General features: G+C 41.9%; 17 protein-coding genes. 7 read left to right on the top strand and 10 right to left on the bottom strand.

From position 1 onward, the window contains the following. The first annotated feature begins 375 nt into the window (after positions 1-375). Together HWQ47_RS01330 and HWQ47_RS01325 are read left to right on the top strand one after the other, a co-directional pair. Positions 376-1,287 carry a LysR family transcriptional regulator gene (locus HWQ47_RS01330; protein ID WP_269969414.1) on the top strand — a complete coding sequence of 304 codons (912 nt, stop codon included), beginning with the start codon at positions 376-378 and terminating at the stop codon, positions 1,285-1,287. A gap of 98 nt (positions 1,288-1,385) precedes the next feature. Continuing rightward, the gene (locus tag HWQ47_RS01325) at positions 1,386-2,039 is read left to right on the top strand and encodes a glutathione S-transferase family protein (protein ID WP_269971632.1); all 654 of its coding nucleotides are present in this window, start codon (positions 1,386-1,388) and stop codon (positions 2,037-2,039) included. Between the two features lie 31 nt (positions 2,040-2,070). On the opposite strand, the gene HWQ47_RS01320 is transcribed toward HWQ47_RS01325, so the two are convergent. Next, a complete protein-coding gene (locus tag HWQ47_RS01320; protein WP_269969413.1) occupies positions 2,071-2,601 on the bottom strand; it encodes a thioesterase family protein in 531 nt (176 codons plus the stop codon). A gap of 242 nt (positions 2,602-2,843) precedes the next feature. Continuing rightward, entirely contained in the window at positions 2,844-4,883 is a 2,040-nt protein-coding gene (gene prlC, locus HWQ47_RS01315; protein ID WP_269969412.1) for an oligopeptidase A, read from the bottom strand. A 307-nt stretch (positions 4,884-5,190) separates the two neighbouring features. Between prlC and HWQ47_RS01310 the strand changes: the two genes are divergently transcribed. The 3 genes from HWQ47_RS01310 to gorA all read left to right on the top strand — a co-directional run bounded on the left by HWQ47_RS01310 (position 5,191) and on the right by gorA (position 8,193). Continuing rightward, the gene (locus tag HWQ47_RS01310; protein ID WP_269969411.1) at positions 5,191-5,967 is read left to right on the top strand and encodes a hypothetical protein; all 777 of its coding nucleotides are present in this window, start codon (positions 5,191-5,193) and stop codon (positions 5,965-5,967) included. Positions 5,968-6,111: 144 nt separating this feature from the next. Continuing rightward, on the top strand, positions 6,112-6,624 hold the full coding sequence (locus HWQ47_RS01305; RefSeq protein ID WP_269969410.1) for a hypothetical protein: 513 nt from the start codon (positions 6,112-6,114) through the stop codon (positions 6,622-6,624). Between the two features lie 213 nt (positions 6,625-6,837). Further along, the gene (gorA, locus tag HWQ47_RS01300; protein WP_269969409.1) at positions 6,838-8,193 is read left to right on the top strand and encodes a glutathione-disulfide reductase; all 1,356 of its coding nucleotides are present in this window, start codon (positions 6,838-6,840) and stop codon (positions 8,191-8,193) included. A gap of 451 nt (positions 8,194-8,644) precedes the next feature. Here the strand turns inward: gorA and HWQ47_RS01295 are convergent, their stop codons facing one another. The 8 genes from HWQ47_RS01295 to HWQ47_RS01260 all read right to left on the bottom strand — a co-directional run bounded on the left by HWQ47_RS01295 (position 8,645) and on the right by HWQ47_RS01260 (position 17,210). After that, entirely contained in the window at positions 8,645-9,121 is a 477-nt protein-coding gene (locus HWQ47_RS01295) for an energy transducer TonB (protein WP_269969408.1), read from the bottom strand. A gap of 349 nt (positions 9,122-9,470) precedes the next feature. Further along, positions 9,471-9,968, bottom strand: a complete 498-nt coding sequence (locus tag HWQ47_RS01290; protein ID WP_269969407.1) for a DUF3299 domain-containing protein — start codon at positions 9,966-9,968, stop codon at positions 9,471-9,473. 62 nt (positions 9,969-10,030) lie between these two features. Then, positions 10,031-10,771: a cupin domain-containing protein gene (locus HWQ47_RS01285; RefSeq protein WP_269969406.1), complete on the bottom strand. Its 741-nt coding sequence runs from the start codon at positions 10,769-10,771 to the stop codon at positions 10,031-10,033. A gap of 880 nt (positions 10,772-11,651) precedes the next feature. Continuing rightward, positions 11,652-12,434, bottom strand: coding sequence for a hypothetical protein (locus HWQ47_RS01280; RefSeq protein WP_269969405.1), 783 nt, complete (start codon positions 12,432-12,434; stop codon positions 11,652-11,654). A gap of 504 nt (positions 12,435-12,938) precedes the next feature. Then, the gene (locus HWQ47_RS01275) at positions 12,939-14,096 is read right to left on the bottom strand and encodes an amidohydrolase (protein WP_269969404.1); all 1,158 of its coding nucleotides are present in this window, start codon (positions 14,094-14,096) and stop codon (positions 12,939-12,941) included. An 81-nt stretch (positions 14,097-14,177) separates the two neighbouring features. Next, a complete protein-coding gene (locus tag HWQ47_RS01270; RefSeq protein WP_269969403.1) occupies positions 14,178-15,158 on the bottom strand; it encodes a DMT family transporter in 981 nt (326 codons plus the stop codon). A gap of 50 nt (positions 15,159-15,208) precedes the next feature. Further along, positions 15,209-15,979: a maleate cis-trans isomerase family protein gene (locus tag HWQ47_RS01265; protein ID WP_269969402.1), complete on the bottom strand. Its 771-nt coding sequence runs from the start codon at positions 15,977-15,979 to the stop codon at positions 15,209-15,211. Between the two features lie 64 nt (positions 15,980-16,043). After that, positions 16,044-17,210: a M24 family metallopeptidase gene (locus tag HWQ47_RS01260; RefSeq protein WP_269969401.1), complete on the bottom strand. Its 1,167-nt coding sequence runs from the start codon at positions 17,208-17,210 to the stop codon at positions 16,044-16,046. 340 nt (positions 17,211-17,550) lie between these two features. On the opposite strand from HWQ47_RS01260, the gene HWQ47_RS01255 reads away from it, so the two are divergent. Both HWQ47_RS01255 and HWQ47_RS01250 read left to right on the top strand, forming a co-directional pair. Continuing rightward, positions 17,551-18,231 (top strand): helix-turn-helix transcriptional regulator, encoded by a 681-nt coding sequence (locus HWQ47_RS01255; RefSeq protein ID WP_269969400.1) that lies wholly within the window; start codon positions 17,551-17,553, stop codon positions 18,229-18,231. Between the two features lie 20 nt (positions 18,232-18,251). Further along, positions 18,252-18,635: a RidA family protein gene (locus HWQ47_RS01250; protein WP_269969399.1), complete on the top strand. Its 384-nt coding sequence runs from the start codon at positions 18,252-18,254 to the stop codon at positions 18,633-18,635. Positions 18,636-18,652: the final 17 nt, after the last annotated feature.

The raw sequence follows: 18,652 nt of genomic DNA, 5'->3' as shown, positions 1-18,652 counted from the left end.
CCAATCGAAGGTTATGCAAAACGTAAACATTTAGAAACATAATGTCAACAACGGTTGCGTATCGCCCTTGCGGCCACACGCAACAAATAACACTGCACCAAGTTAAACTTCCAACATAAAAAGCCATAAGTGACAGCGTACAAAATAAATACCACTACTTAGATCGTCGTAACTTTTAATTCTCATAAAACCTTTGTCTTATTGAAGTTCATTAACATTAAACCTACTAACATCAAACCTCATAAGCTGGACAAACTCACCTCTTCCTCCTAATTTTAATAAACAATCATTATATATCTCGCCTTTTTGCTAACTAACAATAAACAAAACAGTGAACTTGAACTGAGATATTAGTTATTACAAAGGGGTAACGTCATGGATTCTGCTCAACTCTATCGGATGCTGGTATTTGCCAACGTTGTCGAACATGGTTCTTTAACTGCGGCAGCAGACGAGTTAGGGATAAGCCGCTCTATGGTGAGTCAGCATCTTAAAAAACTTGAGCAGAGGTGTGACACCAAGTTACTCCAGCGGACCACACGTAAGATGTCACTGACCGAAGATGGTCAGCAGCTCTACCACCATTGTGCAGAGCTATTGCTGCTGGCTAAACAAGCGGAAGAGACGACTCAACCTAAGAATAAAGAGTTAAGGGGACGCATTACGATTTCAACGCCCATCTGTTTTGGAGAGCAATTCATTACCCCGCATATTGGAGAGTTCCATCAAGAATTTCCCAAAATACAGATTAATGTGCAGTTAGATGACAGACGCATTAACAGGTTAGAAAGCAACGTCGATATCGCCATTCAGCATGAATCCCATCCGCCGGCCGATTCTACTTTCATTAAACTGGGTCAATTCGATGAATACATGGTTGCTACCCCAGACTATGTAAAACAACATGGCTCCCCCCTGCACCCCGATATGCTGCTAGATCATCAATGGCTGCTGCAAACTGCAAGTTACTTACCTCAATCCTTCCTACTTAAAAATAGTTATGGAGATACATTTACCATTAAAGTGCCACCTTTTATCTGCTGCAATAGCAGACACGTCATCGCACAAATAGCGAAACAGGGAGTCGGTATTGCGATACTTCCAAGCTACTTAGTGGATGTTGAGATCGCACGAGGGGAGTTGACTCATATCTTGCCTGATTATCACCTTAATGAAGCCGATATCTATGCCATACATCCCTTCAATAGCGCTATCCCACCGAGAGTTAAGGCCTTTTTAGAATTCATCCAATTTAAGATGAAAACCGCGTATAATGTAGGGGAATAGGTTTCGAATAAGTCTAATCCATCCATAATAAGCTAGAGTTATGGTAATAAACTTATTTGTTAACTAAAAGAAAGCATATCAATTAGGGGGGATGAGTGATGGAGTTGTATTATCATCCATTGTCCCGTTACTCTCAAAAAGTACTGCTTGCACTCTACGAGAAACAAGCAAACTTTTTTCCTAGAGTGGTGGAACTCTCAGATCCGCTATCCAGGCAGGAATTTAGCCTTTTTTACCCTCCAGCTAAGGTGCCACTACTGAAGAGTAAACAGGGATATTTAATCCCTGAATCCAGTATCATCATCGAATACGTTGATAATGAGTTTCCACAAAAAGGCACCCGATTAATCCCACCAAACACATCTATCTCCTTGGATACCCGGCTTCAAGATAGATTAATCGATCTCGAATTGAGCAATGTACTTTTCGAGTTTGAGCGTCAGCAGCTCAATCCCGAAGATACCAATCAGATAAAGATTAAACAGCTGGAAAAACGCATTAGGCGTTTCTTACAATACCTAGATAATATTCTTGAAAATAATCACTGGTTGTGTGGAGATAGCTTAACCTTAGCCGATTGCGCCTTGATCCCTTGCCTTCCCTATGCCCGAGAGCATTTCCAGCTTTTTAAATATGATAACCTAAGCCGATATTGGGCTCAGGCTCAGTTACGGGGATCTTACCAACAGGTGCAAGAGGAGATAGAATTAGCACTAACAGAGGTATTAGTTGGGCGCAGACCAATACCTTAAAAGAAAGTTCTAGCAGAAGATGGCTAAAAGCTTACATATTACGCTCTTTCTTTAACTGCAGAAACTGCTTCCACTTCACGACTTCTGGCGGTAATTCAGGCGCAGGACCTTCAAAGTTAACCTCTTTTACCATGGTATCAATCGGCACTTGTTTACCCTTGCACACAAATACACCACGTACATGCACTATACAGTGGAGCGTATTCTCACTAACAAACCTTTGTTCAATATAAAAATACTTCTCATCCCAACCGACTAACTTAGTTTCTATCTCAAACTTAGTGAAAGGTTTAATATCTCTGATATAGGTGAACTCAACCGCATTCACAATCGGCATCCACTTAAGCTTAATAAAGCGTTTAAGGAACCCCATCTCAGCCAACATATACGTTCTGGCCAGATCCATTAATGCTGGATAACGTGAATTGGTCACATGGAAATTGATATCACAATCCAAGGGTAAAGCACGATAAGTAATACGACTTGTACCTAAAAAGCCGATAGAATTACAGTGCCGTACACGCCAAAAAAACAACCAAAAAAGCCTAAAATAGAGATTCATTTGCCGTTTAACCTACACCCTTGAGAAATAAGAGCCGAAAGGCTATCAGAGGTCATACCAGATAACAAGTTTTCAACAAGGTGACTATATAAAAAATGCCAATCGGTATAAGCCGATTGGCATTGATATTTCAATTCAAAAAAGAGCTTATTTAAGCAATAATTCCTGAATAACGTAGTTGTGTATCTGTTTTTGATTCGACGACCACTGAAACCTAAAACAGACTCATTTAGCTGTTATGTTTACGCATTAATTCCAGAGTGTCTTAGCAGTGCATCTATCTGAGGTTCACGGCCACGGAATCGTTTAAACAGCTCCATAGGCTCTTCGCTGCCACCCATCTGCAGCACGTTTTCGAGGAAACTACAGCCTGTTTCAGCGTTAAATATCCCCTCCTCTTCAAAGCGTGAGAAAGCATCCGCGGAAAGGACTTCTGCCCACTTATAACTGTAATAACCAGCCGCATAACCACCAGCGAAGATATGGGAAAAACTATGCTGAAAACGGTTGAAATCAGCAGGCTTTATCACAGCGACCAGACTACGGACTTCATCAAGCTTACCTTGAATATCAGCGCCAAGAGTCGGGTCAAATTCCAAATGCATAGCAAAATCAAACAGAGAGAATTCAATCTGACGCAACATTCCCATACCAGATTGGAAGTTCTTCGCGGCTAACATCTTATCTAGCATCACTTTCGGAAGAGGCTCACCAGTTTCATGGTGACCAGATATTTCAGCTAAGGCCTCCTCTTCATAACACCAGTTTTCCATAAACTGGCTTGGTAGCTCAACGGCATCCCAAGGCACACCATTGATACCCGACACACCACCAACATCTATCTTAGTCAGCATATGATGAATACCGTGGCCAAACTCATGGAATAATGTCGTTACCTCATCGTGAGTAAACAGTGCAGGCTTACCATCAACGGGGGCATTAAAGTTACAGGTTAAATAAGCAACGGGGTCTTGCAGGCCGTTAGGCGTCTTGCGACGACCACGACAATCATCCATCCAAGCACCGCCACGCTTGCCTTCACGGGCATAGAGATCTAAATAGAAGCTACCTCTGTGCTCACCTTCACTATCTTCGATACTGAAAAAACGTACATCTTTATGCCAAGTATCGAACTCTTTCAGCTCAGTGACCGTAAGGCCAAACAAGCGGTTAACGGTATAGAAAAGACCCGATAACACCTTATCCTCTGGGAAATAGGGACGTAGCAACTCTTGCGATATCTCATATCGGTGATGCTTAAGTTTTTCAGCGTAAAAAGTCAGATCCCAAGGAGCCAAATCTGTGGCTTGAAACTCATTTTCCGCAAATTCGGTTAGCTCTGCCAATTCAGTTTTACCTTGCTCCTTCGAACGTAACGCTAGCTCATTGAGGAACTCAAGTACCTGCTCTGGACTTTCAGCCATTTTAGTCGCCAAAGACTTATGAGCAAAACTATCGAAACCCAATAGTTGAGCTAATTCATGACGAAGCGCCAAGATCTCATCCATAAGTGGACCATTATCAAATTCGCCGGCATTAGGGCCTTGATCCGAAGCTCGCGTCACAAAGGCACGGTAGCACTCTTCACGTAACTGACGGTTCTCGCTGTAGGTCATCACAGGTAAATAGGAAGGGAAATCTAAGGTAAATAACCAACCATCTTTCTCTTTAGCGACGGCCATCGCTTTTGCGGCCGCGATAGCTGACTCAGGTAATCCAGCGAGTTCCGCCTCATCAATCACTAGCTTACTCCAGGCTTGAGTCGCATCAAGTACCTGATTTGAAAAACCACTGGTTAATTCCGACATACGTTTAACCAGTTCACCGTAACGTAGCTTATCTTGATCGTTAAGTCCTATACCCGACAACTCGAAATCCCGCAAGCTATGTTCGATAACCGTTTGTTGTGCTTTGCTCATCTGTTCAAATTCGGCAGAGGCTCTTAGGGATTTATACGCCTGATACAGGGGCTGATGCTGGCCGACGAAGGTACCATATTCAGAAAGTAATGGCAGACAAGCATCGTGAGCTGCGCGCCACTCTTCGGTGCTGACCACTGAGTTCATGTGAGATATAGGCGACCAAATCTTGCCTAGGGCGTCATCAGTCTCCTCAAGAGGTACGACTAAGTTGTCCCAAGTAAAAGGAACCGTTTGCGCTAATACTTGATCAATTTGACTACGGCAATCTGCAATGCTTTGCTCAACAGCAGCTTGAATATGTTCAGGTTTAATCTTAGAAAAAGGCGGTAAAGTGGAGCTGGTTAGCAAAGGGTTGCTCATGGTTATTCCTCAGCATCGGGTAATAGAGTGATCAAGAGCGCTGAAAGTGAGCGCAAAGAAATTGTTTATCAATTAGATATGGGGCTTTTGTTCCAATATTCAAGTCTAGCGCCAATGTTCACAAAATGTCTGGCTATCAGGCTAAACGAGGCAAAACTTTGAGCTAACTCACAAAATCACTTTACTCAATTCTAGCATTGCAAGGTTTGATAACTTGTTCGCAAATGCAAAGCGTTATCATTTACATGTCGTAATTAAACCGTACTATTCGACCATTGAAACAATCACCCGTTTGTAAAAGCCTCTGATGAAAAAACATGTGACATTATATTTACTTACAAGCCTAAATATCTTGGCATTTACTGCCTATGCTAATACAAATTATGCTATCGATGATTCACATAGCACCAGTACATTTACCGCACCAGAATCGAACGATATTCAAAACTTATTAGATCTAGGCTGGGATTCTAATTATATTTCAGAAGGGAGAAACAACCTTGATAAAGGCGGGATCTTCTGGAGTACTGCGGCGGTTCAATATAAAAATATCAATGTTTATACCATCGTAGGCCGTGGTGATAGCCAACACTATACTGAATGGAATTTTGGTATAGAGTATGGCTTCAACTTAACCGAAAACTTTGCGGCTAGCCTAGGTTATCAGCGCCTAGAATTTTATGGCGATGAGCGTGCCTTTGATAATGAGATCTTTGGCTCACTCGAATACACCGCAGTTGACTGGTTAGTTCCATCAGTCAACTACACTTATTCAACCCAAGCTGCGGGATATTTTGTTGAAGTAAGCCTGCACAGTAACTGGGAACTGCTACACGGGTTAACCATCAGCCCCTATGTCACCCAAGGATTTGATTTTCAATACACTACCGAAGAGTACGACGGAGCAAACCACTTTCAACTTGGTCTAGAAGCTGAGTATCTCTTAAGCCAAAATATCAGCCTATCTGGACACATAGACCGCACATTCGCTCAGGAAGATATTAAACTTGAAGCTAAAATGAATAAGCTTATATCAAACTTAGATCAAACCTTTGCAGGCGTACACCTAACTTGGATTTTCTAATGAATATAAATCAATAACGGGATCAGTCCAAAGCGACTAATGACGTTGAAATAACCCCCCTTATTAACTAGATTTAGTAAATAACGAAAAGACAGGAATAGTCTTTATCATAGCCATAAATATTCAACCTTAGAGGAACATGGAATGTCACTCTTGCGCACAGCAAAACCTATCACCATTCACAGCATTCAACTGCTGCTCACTCTATTTATTGCCACTCTAATCGCACCATCATATGCAGACTCCAACGCCCCTCTTCCACTTGGTGCAGTACTCGATAGCCAAGGCAATCCTATACCGCTGCCGTCCAAACAGGAAAGTGCACTAGAAATCCCCTCTCTTAAACCTTCAAAAACAATCAGATCAACTCAGCACAAACTCACCAACAACACCCCACGCACTAAACCTAAGAAGCGATCCCTTTCAGCTAAACAGCGACTCGCCAGTCGAGTCAGAGTGGCGAATGACCCCAGCTGTCGCTGGTTAGATACCCGCATGGTTCAACTTGAAAGAGAGCTCACCTATAAAGGTAATTCACGATCCAGAGGCTATCATCAAAAAGAGTTAAATATCAGAGAGCGTGAGTGGAAATGCATGAAGTGCAGCACTGAAGGGCCTAGCCTAGTCGAACGTGATAAATGCCAATATAAGCGCTAGCATATTCAGCAGTAATAAAGTGGTGCCCCATCAGGTCTGATGTAAACGGGAGTATGCAGCAGCAATATTCAGACCTTGCTTTCAACCTTTTGAATCTTCACTGAATCAACTGATAGTAATATCATTGGTATTGCTGGTTTGCTCTATGCTTTCCCCTTACAATGTGAATAATGCTTTTTTAGAGCAACGTATATAACCCTTTTGGAGATAACAATGACCCAACATTTTGACTATATCTGTCTTGGCGCAGGTAGCGGTGGTATCGCATCGGCAAACCGTGCGGCAATGCGCGGTGCTAAGGTACTATTGATCGAGGCAAAAGCTCTAGGTGGAACCTGTGTCAACGTCGGTTGTGTCCCTAAAAAAGTGATGTGGTACGGTGCGCAAGTCGCCGAGGCCCTTCATCTATACGCCAAAGATTATGGTTTCGATGTCACCGTCAATAAGTTTGACTGGAACACCTTAGTTGCCAGTCGTGAAGCCTATATCGACAGAATTCATGGCTCATACGATCGGGGTTTAGAAAGCAACAAGGTGACCTTAGTACGAGGCTATGGTCGCTTCGTTAATGAACGAACCATAGAAGTTGATGGTCAAGAATACAGCGCCGATCATATCCTTATCGCCACTGGTGGCTCACCTAGCATTCCCAATATTCCAGGTGCCGAATTAGGTATCGATTCAGATGGGTTTTTCGCACTCAGAGAACAGCCAAAGCGTGTTGCAGTCATCGGCGCAGGTTATATTGCAGTTGAACTTGCTGGCGTACTGCATTCTCTAGGCAGTGAAACCCAGCTTTTCGTGCGTAAACATGCACCGCTACGTAGCTTCGATCCTATGTTAAGTGAAGCACTAATGGAATCGATGGCAACTGACGGTCCAACGCTTCATACCAATAGCACACCAGAATCGGTCACCAAAAATAGCGATGGTAGCCTGACGCTTAAACTGGAAAATGGCCAAAGTTTCGAAGTAGATACCTTAATCTGGGCGATTGGCCGTAAACCTTCTACCGGTAACATAGGTCTAGAGAACACTCAAGTTAAGCTTAACGACCGTGGTTATGTGGTGATTGATGATCAGCAAAATACTACCAACCCAGGGATCTACTGTGTCGGTGACATTATCGAAGGCGGCGTAGAACTAACACCTGTTGCTGTTAAGGCAGGACGACTACTTTCAGAACGCCTATTCAATGGCATGACTGAAGCAAGAATGGATTACAAGCTCATCCCGACGGTCGTCTTTAGCCACCCCGCTATCGGCACCATGGGCCTTTCTGAGCCTGAAGCCGTTGCCCAGTATGGCGCTGATAATGTGAAGTGTTACAGCTCAGGTTTTACTTCAATGTACACCGCGATCACAGCGCATCGCCAAGCTTGTAAGATGAAGCTGGTTTGTGCTGGCCCTGAAGAAACTGTCGTCGGTATCCACGGTATCGGCCTTGGTATGGATGAAATATTGCAAGGCTTCGGTGTGGCAATGAAGATGGGCGCAACCAAAGCTCAATTTGATTCTGTTGTCGCAATACACCCAACGGGTGCGGAAGAGTTTGTCACCATGCGCTAGTATGAGATAACAGCTAGCGATGTCAGTTAAAAGCAGCTTTATAGCGACTTTTAACTGACGAAGATTCTTTAAAGACACAAGCATTGTCAAAACCTAGACGTTAATAATAACGACAAATCACCCTAATCCCGTTAGTTTTATTCTCGCTCGCAGTAGAGAAGATCAGCCTGATCATGATTGGTTTAATTCAATACATAGAGCCAGTATTCAATTCTTATTAGCGGTGATGATATTTGGTGAGGTGTTACTGCCGGTAAAAGTCCCAAGTTTTAGTTTGATCTGGTTAGCCCTACTAATTTGTATTGCCGATATTGCATATAAGAAACGAACCTTGTCTAAGATTCTGGGCTAAACCGATTAATCTTGGGACTTAGATTCAGTTGGCTAACAGTATTGTGAAACAAAATCCAGCCAACTAAATTTAATCTAACCAACAGATTCTGAGAATTGATTATCCACTTCGCTTAATTCGATACCCAATAGAGTAAATAACATCTGCTCCACTACATTGACTCTCTTCGAAGGTGCGCAGCTCCGAGCAATGTCCATCTCCAGTTTCTAAGCAAAACTGAAACTGAGTACTGGTTTTAATAGGCTCTAACGCAATACCTTTAGGTAATTCAGACCATTTCCATTGTTTTACATTGAGACTTGCTGCTTTAGCAAAATACTTACCACTTGATGCGATAACTTTTATATCCCTAATGTCGTAATCAGGAGTAATAACATACTCAATTGAGGCACAACCCTCATTTCCTCTAATAGCATCTTCAATAAGATACAAAGGAGGTATTCGCTCTAAATCTTCCCAATTTTTTGAGAGTAATTCAGCTTGAATTAACGGCAATAATGGGTATTGCTCAGTGGGTGTGGATTCACAACCTGCTAAAATAATTATCCCGACAATTCCTGTCATGTATCTATTCATACCAAACTCCTTTTGTATGCCTAGTCTTTGTATAGTTTCACTTAGCGCTCGTTAATAAGCAGCAATCTAACACTTACTACCTTAATTAACCACTATTGAGCAATTATTCAAAGGTTATATAGTCTGCTAAGTGAAGCTATAGGGACGAATAAAATCACCTTTTTCGATTCATTCCCACTGAGTGAGTGAACTCTTTAGGTATAACAACATAGAAAGCCCCTTTGAGCGATACTCTAAGGGATTTTGGAATAGAACTTGTTTGCTTCCCTGCAAAACAAATCTTGGGAGAGTTACGAATGAATTCTTTATTTTTTAGCTTGTGATTACACGCACTTTAATCTCATCTGGTTTAATGAGCCGTATTCTCTGCTGTTTTATGCTGGGAAGCATCATACGGAATAACATCATGCAATTCTAATGTATAAGTGCTGGTATAAATATGGTCAACTGTTTGTTCTACGCGGATCTTACCAAACGCATAGAATGGTTGTTCTTCGCTGGCTACCAGTTCAATGTTTTTAGGGTTCTCAACAAGTATTACCTGGGTTGGTCTTGGTATGCCCGTGTGCTCACATATTGTTGGTATATTGGCGAATACCCAGTTGTATGAATCGTTATTCTCGGCATCCATCCAAGTTTTAGTAAACCATCCTGCAAGAACAACCTCTTTACCATCAATATCTTTGTTGATTTTTTTAAGCGGATTAGTTTCCCCATCTGACTCAACATGTAACTGTGGGAATGGTAATGCCAAATAATCACTATGACTGACTGACTCAGAAGCCGCAAAGGAGGATAATGAAATTGCTGATAATGCCAAGAATGCTATTGTCTGAATGACTTTCATGTTATTTACTCTTAAAAAAAAGGAAGGCGATACCTTGAGGTATCGCCTAACTATTACAACAATTAGAAGCCGTAAACTGCGTTACCGCTACGAACTTCTTTAGAGTAGTTGTAAGGCAACAATTCGAACATCATCTTGATGCCTTCTTTATCTTCTACCCACTTACTTTCTGGCCAAGTGTAACCGAATGTAGCAAAGTCACCATCCATTGGGAACCAGTAAGGCCACACCATGTCGCTGTTACCCGTTACGTTAGTGTAGTGCATTGCCTTAGACTCTAAGAACAAGAAGTCACCCTTTTCAAAGTGGTTCATCTTGCCGTTAGCCCAAGTGTGAGATGTACCATCTAGGCCGTAGTAACACTCAGGCTCTTTGTGGTAATGTGGATGCAGTTTCTTTCCTGGTGCAACAGCAGCGATGCCCATAACGATTGGCTTGTCAGACAGCTGTAACCAACAAACACCATCATCAGAATCAATAGCACCGCCTTCTGGACATGCACGAAGTTTGTAGATGTCGTCTGCAGTGCCCCATGTTACCCAGCCGTCGTTAGGTACACCAGATGCTCCATGACGGTTAGGCTGGATGTCACGATAATGAACTGTTTGAAACTCTTCTACATAACCTACAGCAACTGGGTGCTTACATGCAGTAGGCATGGTTTTTGTCAAGTTATGCGGAGTTGACAAAGTAGGATATTCCGCGTGGTGCGGCTTAACTGGAGTATCAGGGGTCGCCATAGCTACACCAGAGAATAATACTGCTGCGATTACAGCGGAAAGATTTAAAACTTTCATCATCATTTACCTTAATTATTTTATTTGTTTAATATATTTTATTTATTCGATGCATTTGATTTATATTATTAATTAAATATGTTTTATTTATTAAATACATTTAATTCAACATATTTAATTAACTCAATATATTTGATTCACCTAAACCACTTAATCCATCCGGCCTACTTAATCCTAAATTCATTTATTACTTAATGCGTTTCCATATAACCAAGAATTCATCTCGATTGTAAATAACACCAACTAAATTCAGAAGTGATTTATTACCACTTCGAATCTGAGTTGATTTTTATTTAATTACGGCATGAATAATGTGACGTTAGTCAAATATGGCGAACTCTATTTTTTAAAAAGAGTAAAATACGACTATCCATTACAAAATAAATGACTTTATGACAAGGAAATACTCGATCTAGGGCCGGAATATTCTTTTCACACGAGATAATTATGTGTATCAAAAAGGAACGACAACCTGTACAGAAACTGCTTTCTGATAATAACTGAGACACTAATGGAAAGGCGCAAAAGTAGCATGCTGTATACCCAAACTACTTGAAAATGAAGGGTTCTGTGGGAATTTAATGTGCTTTAGATAAGATATTGACTATAGGCAATTGTTGTTCCCTTGGTAAAATCAAGAACGCAGAATAAAGCGCACTCTAGATTACAAGAGTAACCCATCAACGAAGGCTTTGCGCAAGGACTCTGAAACGAGCATTTCCAGCTTGTTTAGGTATAAACTAAGACTAACGACCTTTTGAGGCTATATTAAGAGAGGCTAAAGAAAGCGCTGTACATGAGGTTTATGTAAGAGATTTACAAAACAATGACACAGGTTAGTTGTGACCAAACTCCATACAGGAAGGTTCAGCCACAAGGGTGCAAATTAATCAATTGATCGCAAAACTCCATCCATAGAATTTTCTTGAGTACTCTTAAAGTATAAACAACGTTCACAGGTTATATCCTGCCGATATTGTTCAAGATAAGAAATGACTAATCCATATACCATTTTAATATCTTCCAAGGTTGCAGGCTCTCGCCAAGAGAAGCGGTTCACTTGTGCCAGCAATCCTTCAAGCTCATTATTTCTCATACGTTCTATCGGTCTATAGCCAGACACTGTAGAAGCAATCGCAAAAATTTTACCCATGCTGTAAAGGTAAAGTGCATCGCCTAATTGCCTGACTTCCTCTTCATCGCTATGTTCTAAATACCCCTCTAACGCCACTCTCTCAGCTACATTTTGCATGCTGTAAAAGTAGCGACCTTCTATATTTCTCATGGTTTTTACTTTGTCATCGGAGGATAGCTTCCATACCCCACAATTCGTAGCAGATAAACATGCAGTAAGATAAACCGGATCTTGCCTTGATATCTCCACACTCAACAACGCGGGGGCAAAAATCAAAAAGTTTGAAGTTAGTTCATGATGAACTCTGAAAAAGTTCTCGATATCATAAGTAATACTGCGTCTTAATAAAGAACAAACTAAGAGGTCTTCTTTTGAATTAAAATTATTATAAAATGTTCTAGATGAGCATACTTGCTGATTAATGATGCTAGTATGAGTAAATGAAATAACACCATGTTCAAGGATTAACGCCTCTGAAGCAGTGAGAATTTTATTACACACTTCACGACTAGCCTTAGAATCAAAACACTTCAATTTTTCCTGCCGCTGACTATGTAGTTATTATTTGTGAAAATAGTTTATATTTAAACTTAATTCCAAAATGAGATAGAAACGACACAATCATTTGTAGCTAGCCTCATTTAATCCCAAGATATACAATGCCTCACAAATAATCAAAATTAAAGATACTCTTCACAAGCTGCAGATGTTTTGTCAATTGTCCAAGAAAACTGTAATGGATAATCCTTGCCACGTATCAATAGTTCCTGAAACTGCTTGTTGACAACATTAAGTCAGCCTACTTCTAGAGCAAGGTATAAAGACTTCCAATAACATCACTTAAATTTAAATCAAATTCATCGTGGAAGCGTCTTCATTTAAAGACGATGTAACTTAGCCCACCAGTCCCATAGAGTAAAGAAAGGTTATGAACCTAAATTCATAGCCTTTCTTTACTCGAGCTGCCAACACTCACCTCAAAAGGTTATGCGGCTAGCACTTCAGACACTCTACAAATTACTTAGCAATGCACATTGTTCAAGCTTTATTCAAACGCTGCTCTACGAGTGTCTGCCAATATCTCAAACCGGCATTCAATATATTGTCATTAAAATCATAAGTTGGCTTGTGCAATGCAACACTGCCACACGATGCGCCACTGCCGTTGCCCACTAGAATGTAACAACCTGGAGCTTCACGTAGCATGAACGAGAAGTCTTCGCTGATAGTAAATGGCTGGCAGCTACCGTTCACTTTATCTTCACCCGCAACCGCTTGAGCGGCCTGAACTGCATACGCCGCTTCATCTGGTGTATTGATAGTCGATAAGAAGCTATTGTTGAATTTATAGGTGTATTCAACACCTGCAGACATACATTGGCCAGCAACTACACGTTCAAGTGCTTTTTCGATTTTATGCAGGGCACCATCGGTAAAGCTACGGGTATCACCTGTGATGGTAACTTTAGTCGGGATAACGTTAACGGTACCGTTAGTGGCAAATTCAGTCACTGAAATAACGGCGGTTTCATCAATCGCGCTTAGGTTGCGTGAGACAATCGTTTGGATTGCTGTAACGATCTGTGCGCCAACCACAATAGGATCGGTGCCCATGTGCGGCATTGCTGCGTGGCCACCAGTCGCAATCACTTCGATTTCAAAACTACTTTCACTGGCCATTAATGAGTGTGGACGCGTCACAAAGTGGCCTGCAGGAATACCGGGTAAGTTATGCATCGCATAGACAGCATCAATCTTCCAACGAGTAAACAAACCATCAGCGATCATCGCTTTCGCGCCTGTGCCACGCTCTTCATCTGGTTGAAAGATGAAATAGACTGTGCCATCAAAGTTTTTGCTGAGCGCCAATTCGTGAGCAGCAGCTAACAGCATTGCCGTATGACCATCATGGCCACAGGCATGCATTGCACCTTCATTAACCGATGCGTAAGAGAAGGTATTCTCTTCATGAATATGTAGCGCATCCATATCTGCACGTAAGCCAATTGAACGCGAGCTATCACCACATTTTAAAATGCCGACAACACCCGTACCACCGATACCTCGATGCACCTCAAGACCAAACTCTTCCAGTTTGTTCGCCACAAATGCAGCGGTCTCATGTTCCAGGGTACCAAACTCTGGATGTTGGTGAATGTGTTGACGCCACTCAATAACTTTCTGTTCGATGTTCATTTTATTTTCTCTTCTAACAAGAACCGGTGACTAGGTCACCGGTGATAAAAATTAATTTAATTTGCTAACCAAACAGCTCAGTTACTGACTACGACAAGGCTTAGTCGTATTCAACACTTCTTCCTCTACCGGTTTGTCCTGCTTTCTCTTACCTAGCTTCATGAAGGCGATCATTGAAGTGATAACCACTGCGATAGCCACTAAGCGCATCGGTGTTACCTGCTCACCCAGAGCAAATACCGCTAGGATGAATGAAGACAGTGGCATTAAGTTCAGTGCCATACCAGTACCATCAACACCTACACGCTCCATACCGTAGATGTAAACTAGATAACTCATACCTGAGATACACACACCTAAGATAACGATACACATAATACGCAGAGGAGAGCTAAACACATTCAATGCTGAGCTGAAATCTGCACCAACCACGAACAGATATAAGCCAAAACCTAATGCTGCAAACACAAACTGGTGGAACATGGTCGCAACAGAGCCATACTTTTCAGCGAGCTTGGCACGAGCGTAAGCCATACATGCAAAGCTTGCTGCAGAGCCAAAACAGATTAAGTGACCTATGTTAAAGCCTTTAGTTTCAGACTGTGGGTCCATAACTAAAATCGCTACACCTAGGAATGCACCTAGCGCACACATAATTTGCATAACGGTGAAACGCTCACCATGACGTAGGAAACCAACACTCAAGATAAGGATTGGGATCAATCCTTGGATCACGCCATTTTCAGAGGCCGTAATATAATCCAAAGACAGGAATGATAGGAAGCTAAATGCACCTTGGCCTATGATACCGCAGCATGCCGCCCAAAAAATATCATTACGGTTTGCCCAATTTAACTTAAAATCAGTTTTCTTTTTCATCTTGCCAGAAGCAAGGCCGATGTTGAAAATTAGACCTAATGTGACAAATGCAACGGTGTAACGTAACCAAACGAGTACTTGAGGATCCATCACCTCAAGAATAGGAGTACCTACGATCCACGGGATACCCCACAATAGACCTACGAAAATAGCAGCCAACCAACCTTTCTGTGTATTAGTCATTATTCTTCTTCCTAACAGTGCTGAATCTGGTGTAAATAGCTTTAAGCTGTTTAATTATTAAGTAATTTGCCGAAACCAGGGCATTGCGCGACCTTGCCGGTCAAATGCATTGCGTGCCAGAACATGGCTGAGTTGCTGCATACAACTGGTATACCAAATCGTGCTTCAATCTCTTCGATATAATCTAAAACTCGTAGGTTGGTGCAAGACATAAACACGAGTTCAGCGTCTGAATCTTTGAGCATCAAATCTAGTGCTTCGAACATAGATTCTTTAGACACTAAGGTGATGTCAGTATCGCGCTCGATCCCAAGTGAACCTAGAGTTACTACCTCAAAGTCTGCATCAGTTAGTTGCAGATACAGTGGGTAATTAACACTGGTTGGATAGGGAGAGAATACCGCAATTTTTTTCGCATTAAGGTGCTTGAACGATGCTTTAGCTGCTGTCCAAGGGTTGGTAGCAGGAATGTCACCGCGGTTTTTAGTCAGCAGTTCCGCCACTTTCTCTTCACCGATAATAATAGAAGCCGACGTACAACCGAATGCCATCACATCCATCGTTAAACCGGTTGCAATCAAGTCAGACGCTTCGCCGATTCCTGTGGCTATTTGATCAAGCGCTTCTGGGGTCATTTCACTTGAGTAGTACACCCGAGAGCTAAACACTCCTGCTTGGGTACCTAACAACTTAGCCCAATCCATTTCAAGACTGTGGTCTGTACTCAGTTGCACTAAACCGATGTGAACACGATTAATTCTTGGCGCCTGCTTATGCTTTAGCGGCTGTTCGAACGATGTAAATGCTTCAAAACTCATCATAATGAGATGCTCTATAAGTAATGATTTCTCTGGTCCCCTCCAAAGAAATCAATGGCTGTTAAAATTATTTGATGATCAGTAGTTCAGGTTCTGCACGCTTACTTAGCCACTCAGCACCATTTTCAGTGATCACAATATTCTCTTCATGCACCATGGACTTACCCGGTGCGTAAACCATGCCTGGCTCCAGTGTCATCACCATGCCTGGCACTAAAATAGTGTTGTCCGTTGCTGTGTTTGATGGACGTTCAGTCAACTCGATACCTAGGCCGTGACCTAGACGACCCACGTCATTACCCAATGCACCATTTGCTTCTAGCACCTTCCACATCGCGTTATAGATGTCTGAAGTGGTGTTACCTGGGCGAGCAGCCTTGAAGCCCATAGTGGTGGCTTCATAAGTTGCGCGGTAAGCGGCTTTAGTTTGCTCACTTGCATGACCGAAAGCCCAGTTACGGTCGAAATCAGAGAAGTAACCGTCACGAACTGCACCTGTATCGATAATCAACACGTCACCGGTTTCAATTACGCGATCTGTTGGTCCCATAATGATGCTGTCGTAACCGTCTTGACCTGAACCTGCGATGATATATGGACACTCATCGGCGCCTTCCATCAACATGTCGATGCCAAACTGCTTACAAATTTGACGCTCTGTCATACCCGCTTTGGCATAATCAGGGATCTTATCGAAGCCCACATTGGTGATACGGCAAATTTCGCGTACTTTTTCGATTTCAGTCACTGACTTAACTTGACGGATATCGTGGATAGCTAATGAAACGTCAACAAACTCTTTGCTCACTAACGTCGTCAGCTGTAAATAATTACTCACTGGCATACGTAAGTGAGATTCGATACCTAGCGTTGCGCCAACACGGCCGAAACGTGAAGGTAGGCTATTAAGCACACTGGCTACGATACTGATACCGTCGTCTTCTGGGCGAGGTGATGCCCAAGTGTGAATATCTTCTACCCAAGTACTTGCCATGCCGCTGGCACCAATTTCAGGAATAACCGCAATCGGCTTACCTTCTGCAGGTAAGATTAAAAACCAAGGACGAGTTGGACTGTGCCAGAACTGGGTGTGGAAACCTGAAAAGTAACGCACATTAGGCTCAGTCGTTAACAAGATGGCGTCAACTTCTAGTTCACGCATCTTTTGCTGAGCTTTAGCTGCTCGCATTTCAAATTCAGCTGTTGTAAATCCACGCTGTAATATGCTTTTCATTTTTATCTCCACATCTCACACTACTGGCCTATTTGCCAAAAGGTCACTAAAGTGACCGGAAACCTATTTTAGTCAACTATCGTTAACTTGGTGCGCATCATACTGTTTGCTGAATTTAAAAATGTGACGCAGATCTCACAGTTAAAATTTGTTAACTAGAGATGGCTCCTCAAAAATAAATTTCATGATCAAAGTCAAATAAATTAAACTGCAGTTAAATAATTCTTGCTTAAAGCTCTCAAAAAACGTCACATAGTTACATAAAGTTGATTTTAAGCTTGTATTGGAAAGCTAAAAAGTTGACAATAACGACATCTATAGTTCACAAAAGTAATCTACAATGATTAAAACGGCAGAACAGGCATATAAAACGGAATTTACATCTAAAGATCGTGAGTTACTGCAAGGCTATTTCCATTTAGCTGAAAGCATGGCCGATCTGATAGGTCCTCACTGCGAAGTCGTTATCCATTCTTTAGAGAGCTTTGAACAGTCAGTCGTAAAAATTGTTAATGGTCACCATACAGGTCGGAAAGTGGGCTCCCCAATAACGGATTTGGGCTTAAAGATGCTACGTCTTTATGAGCAAACAGAAGAGGTCACTCCTAAGAGATATTTTAGTAATAACAAAGATGGCGCAATGCTTAAATCGAGCACTTGTATTCTTCTCGGTGAGAATGGCAAACCCATTGGAATGTTTTGCGTCAACATGAATTTGTCGTATCCGTTCCCAGAGATCATCAAAACTTTAATGCCAGATACATCACAGCATCACAGTTTTGATATGACCGAAAACTTCAGCTCTTCGGCTGGAGATGTAGTTGAGCAAGCATTACGTCATGCGGTATCTGAGGTCGATGCTGACACTAGCGTTAATCTTAAAGGTCGCAATAAAGCTATTACCAAGATACTGTTTGATAACGGTATTTTTGAATTAAAAGAAGCAACCAATATCGTTGCTAACCATTTAAGTATTACCAAGCATGCGGTGTACAAGTACATCCGTGAATTTAAATCCTAATGATCAGAGATAACTAAGCTATGAAAACTGTAATCCATACTGAAAATGCTCCTGCTGCAATTGGTCCATATTCTCAAGCACTTGCTTTTGAAAAGTTAGTATTTACTTCAGGTCAACTACCACTGGATCCTGCGACTATGGCTTTCGTAGAAGGTGGTATTAAGGAGCAGGCTTTCCAGTCACTAAAGAACCTTAAAGCTGTGCTAGAACAAGCTGGTGCAGGAATCGATACCGTACTGAAAACGACTTGTTTCCTAGCTGATATGGAAGATTTTGTTGCTTTCAACGAAGTGTACACTGAAGTATTTGGCACAGATGCTGCGCCAGCACGTTCATGTGTACAAGCTGCACGTCTACCAAAAGACGCACTTGTTGAAGTTGAAGCAATCGCATTCATTAAGTAATTAAACTCTGGCTAGCT

The organism is Shewanella sp. MTB7, assembly GCF_027571385.1.
Taxonomy (GTDB): Bacteria; Pseudomonadota; Gammaproteobacteria; order Enterobacterales; family Shewanellaceae; genus Shewanella.
The sequence above is the reverse complement of the archived record's forward strand: the minus strand, read 5'-3'. Positions and strand labels throughout refer to the sequence as shown.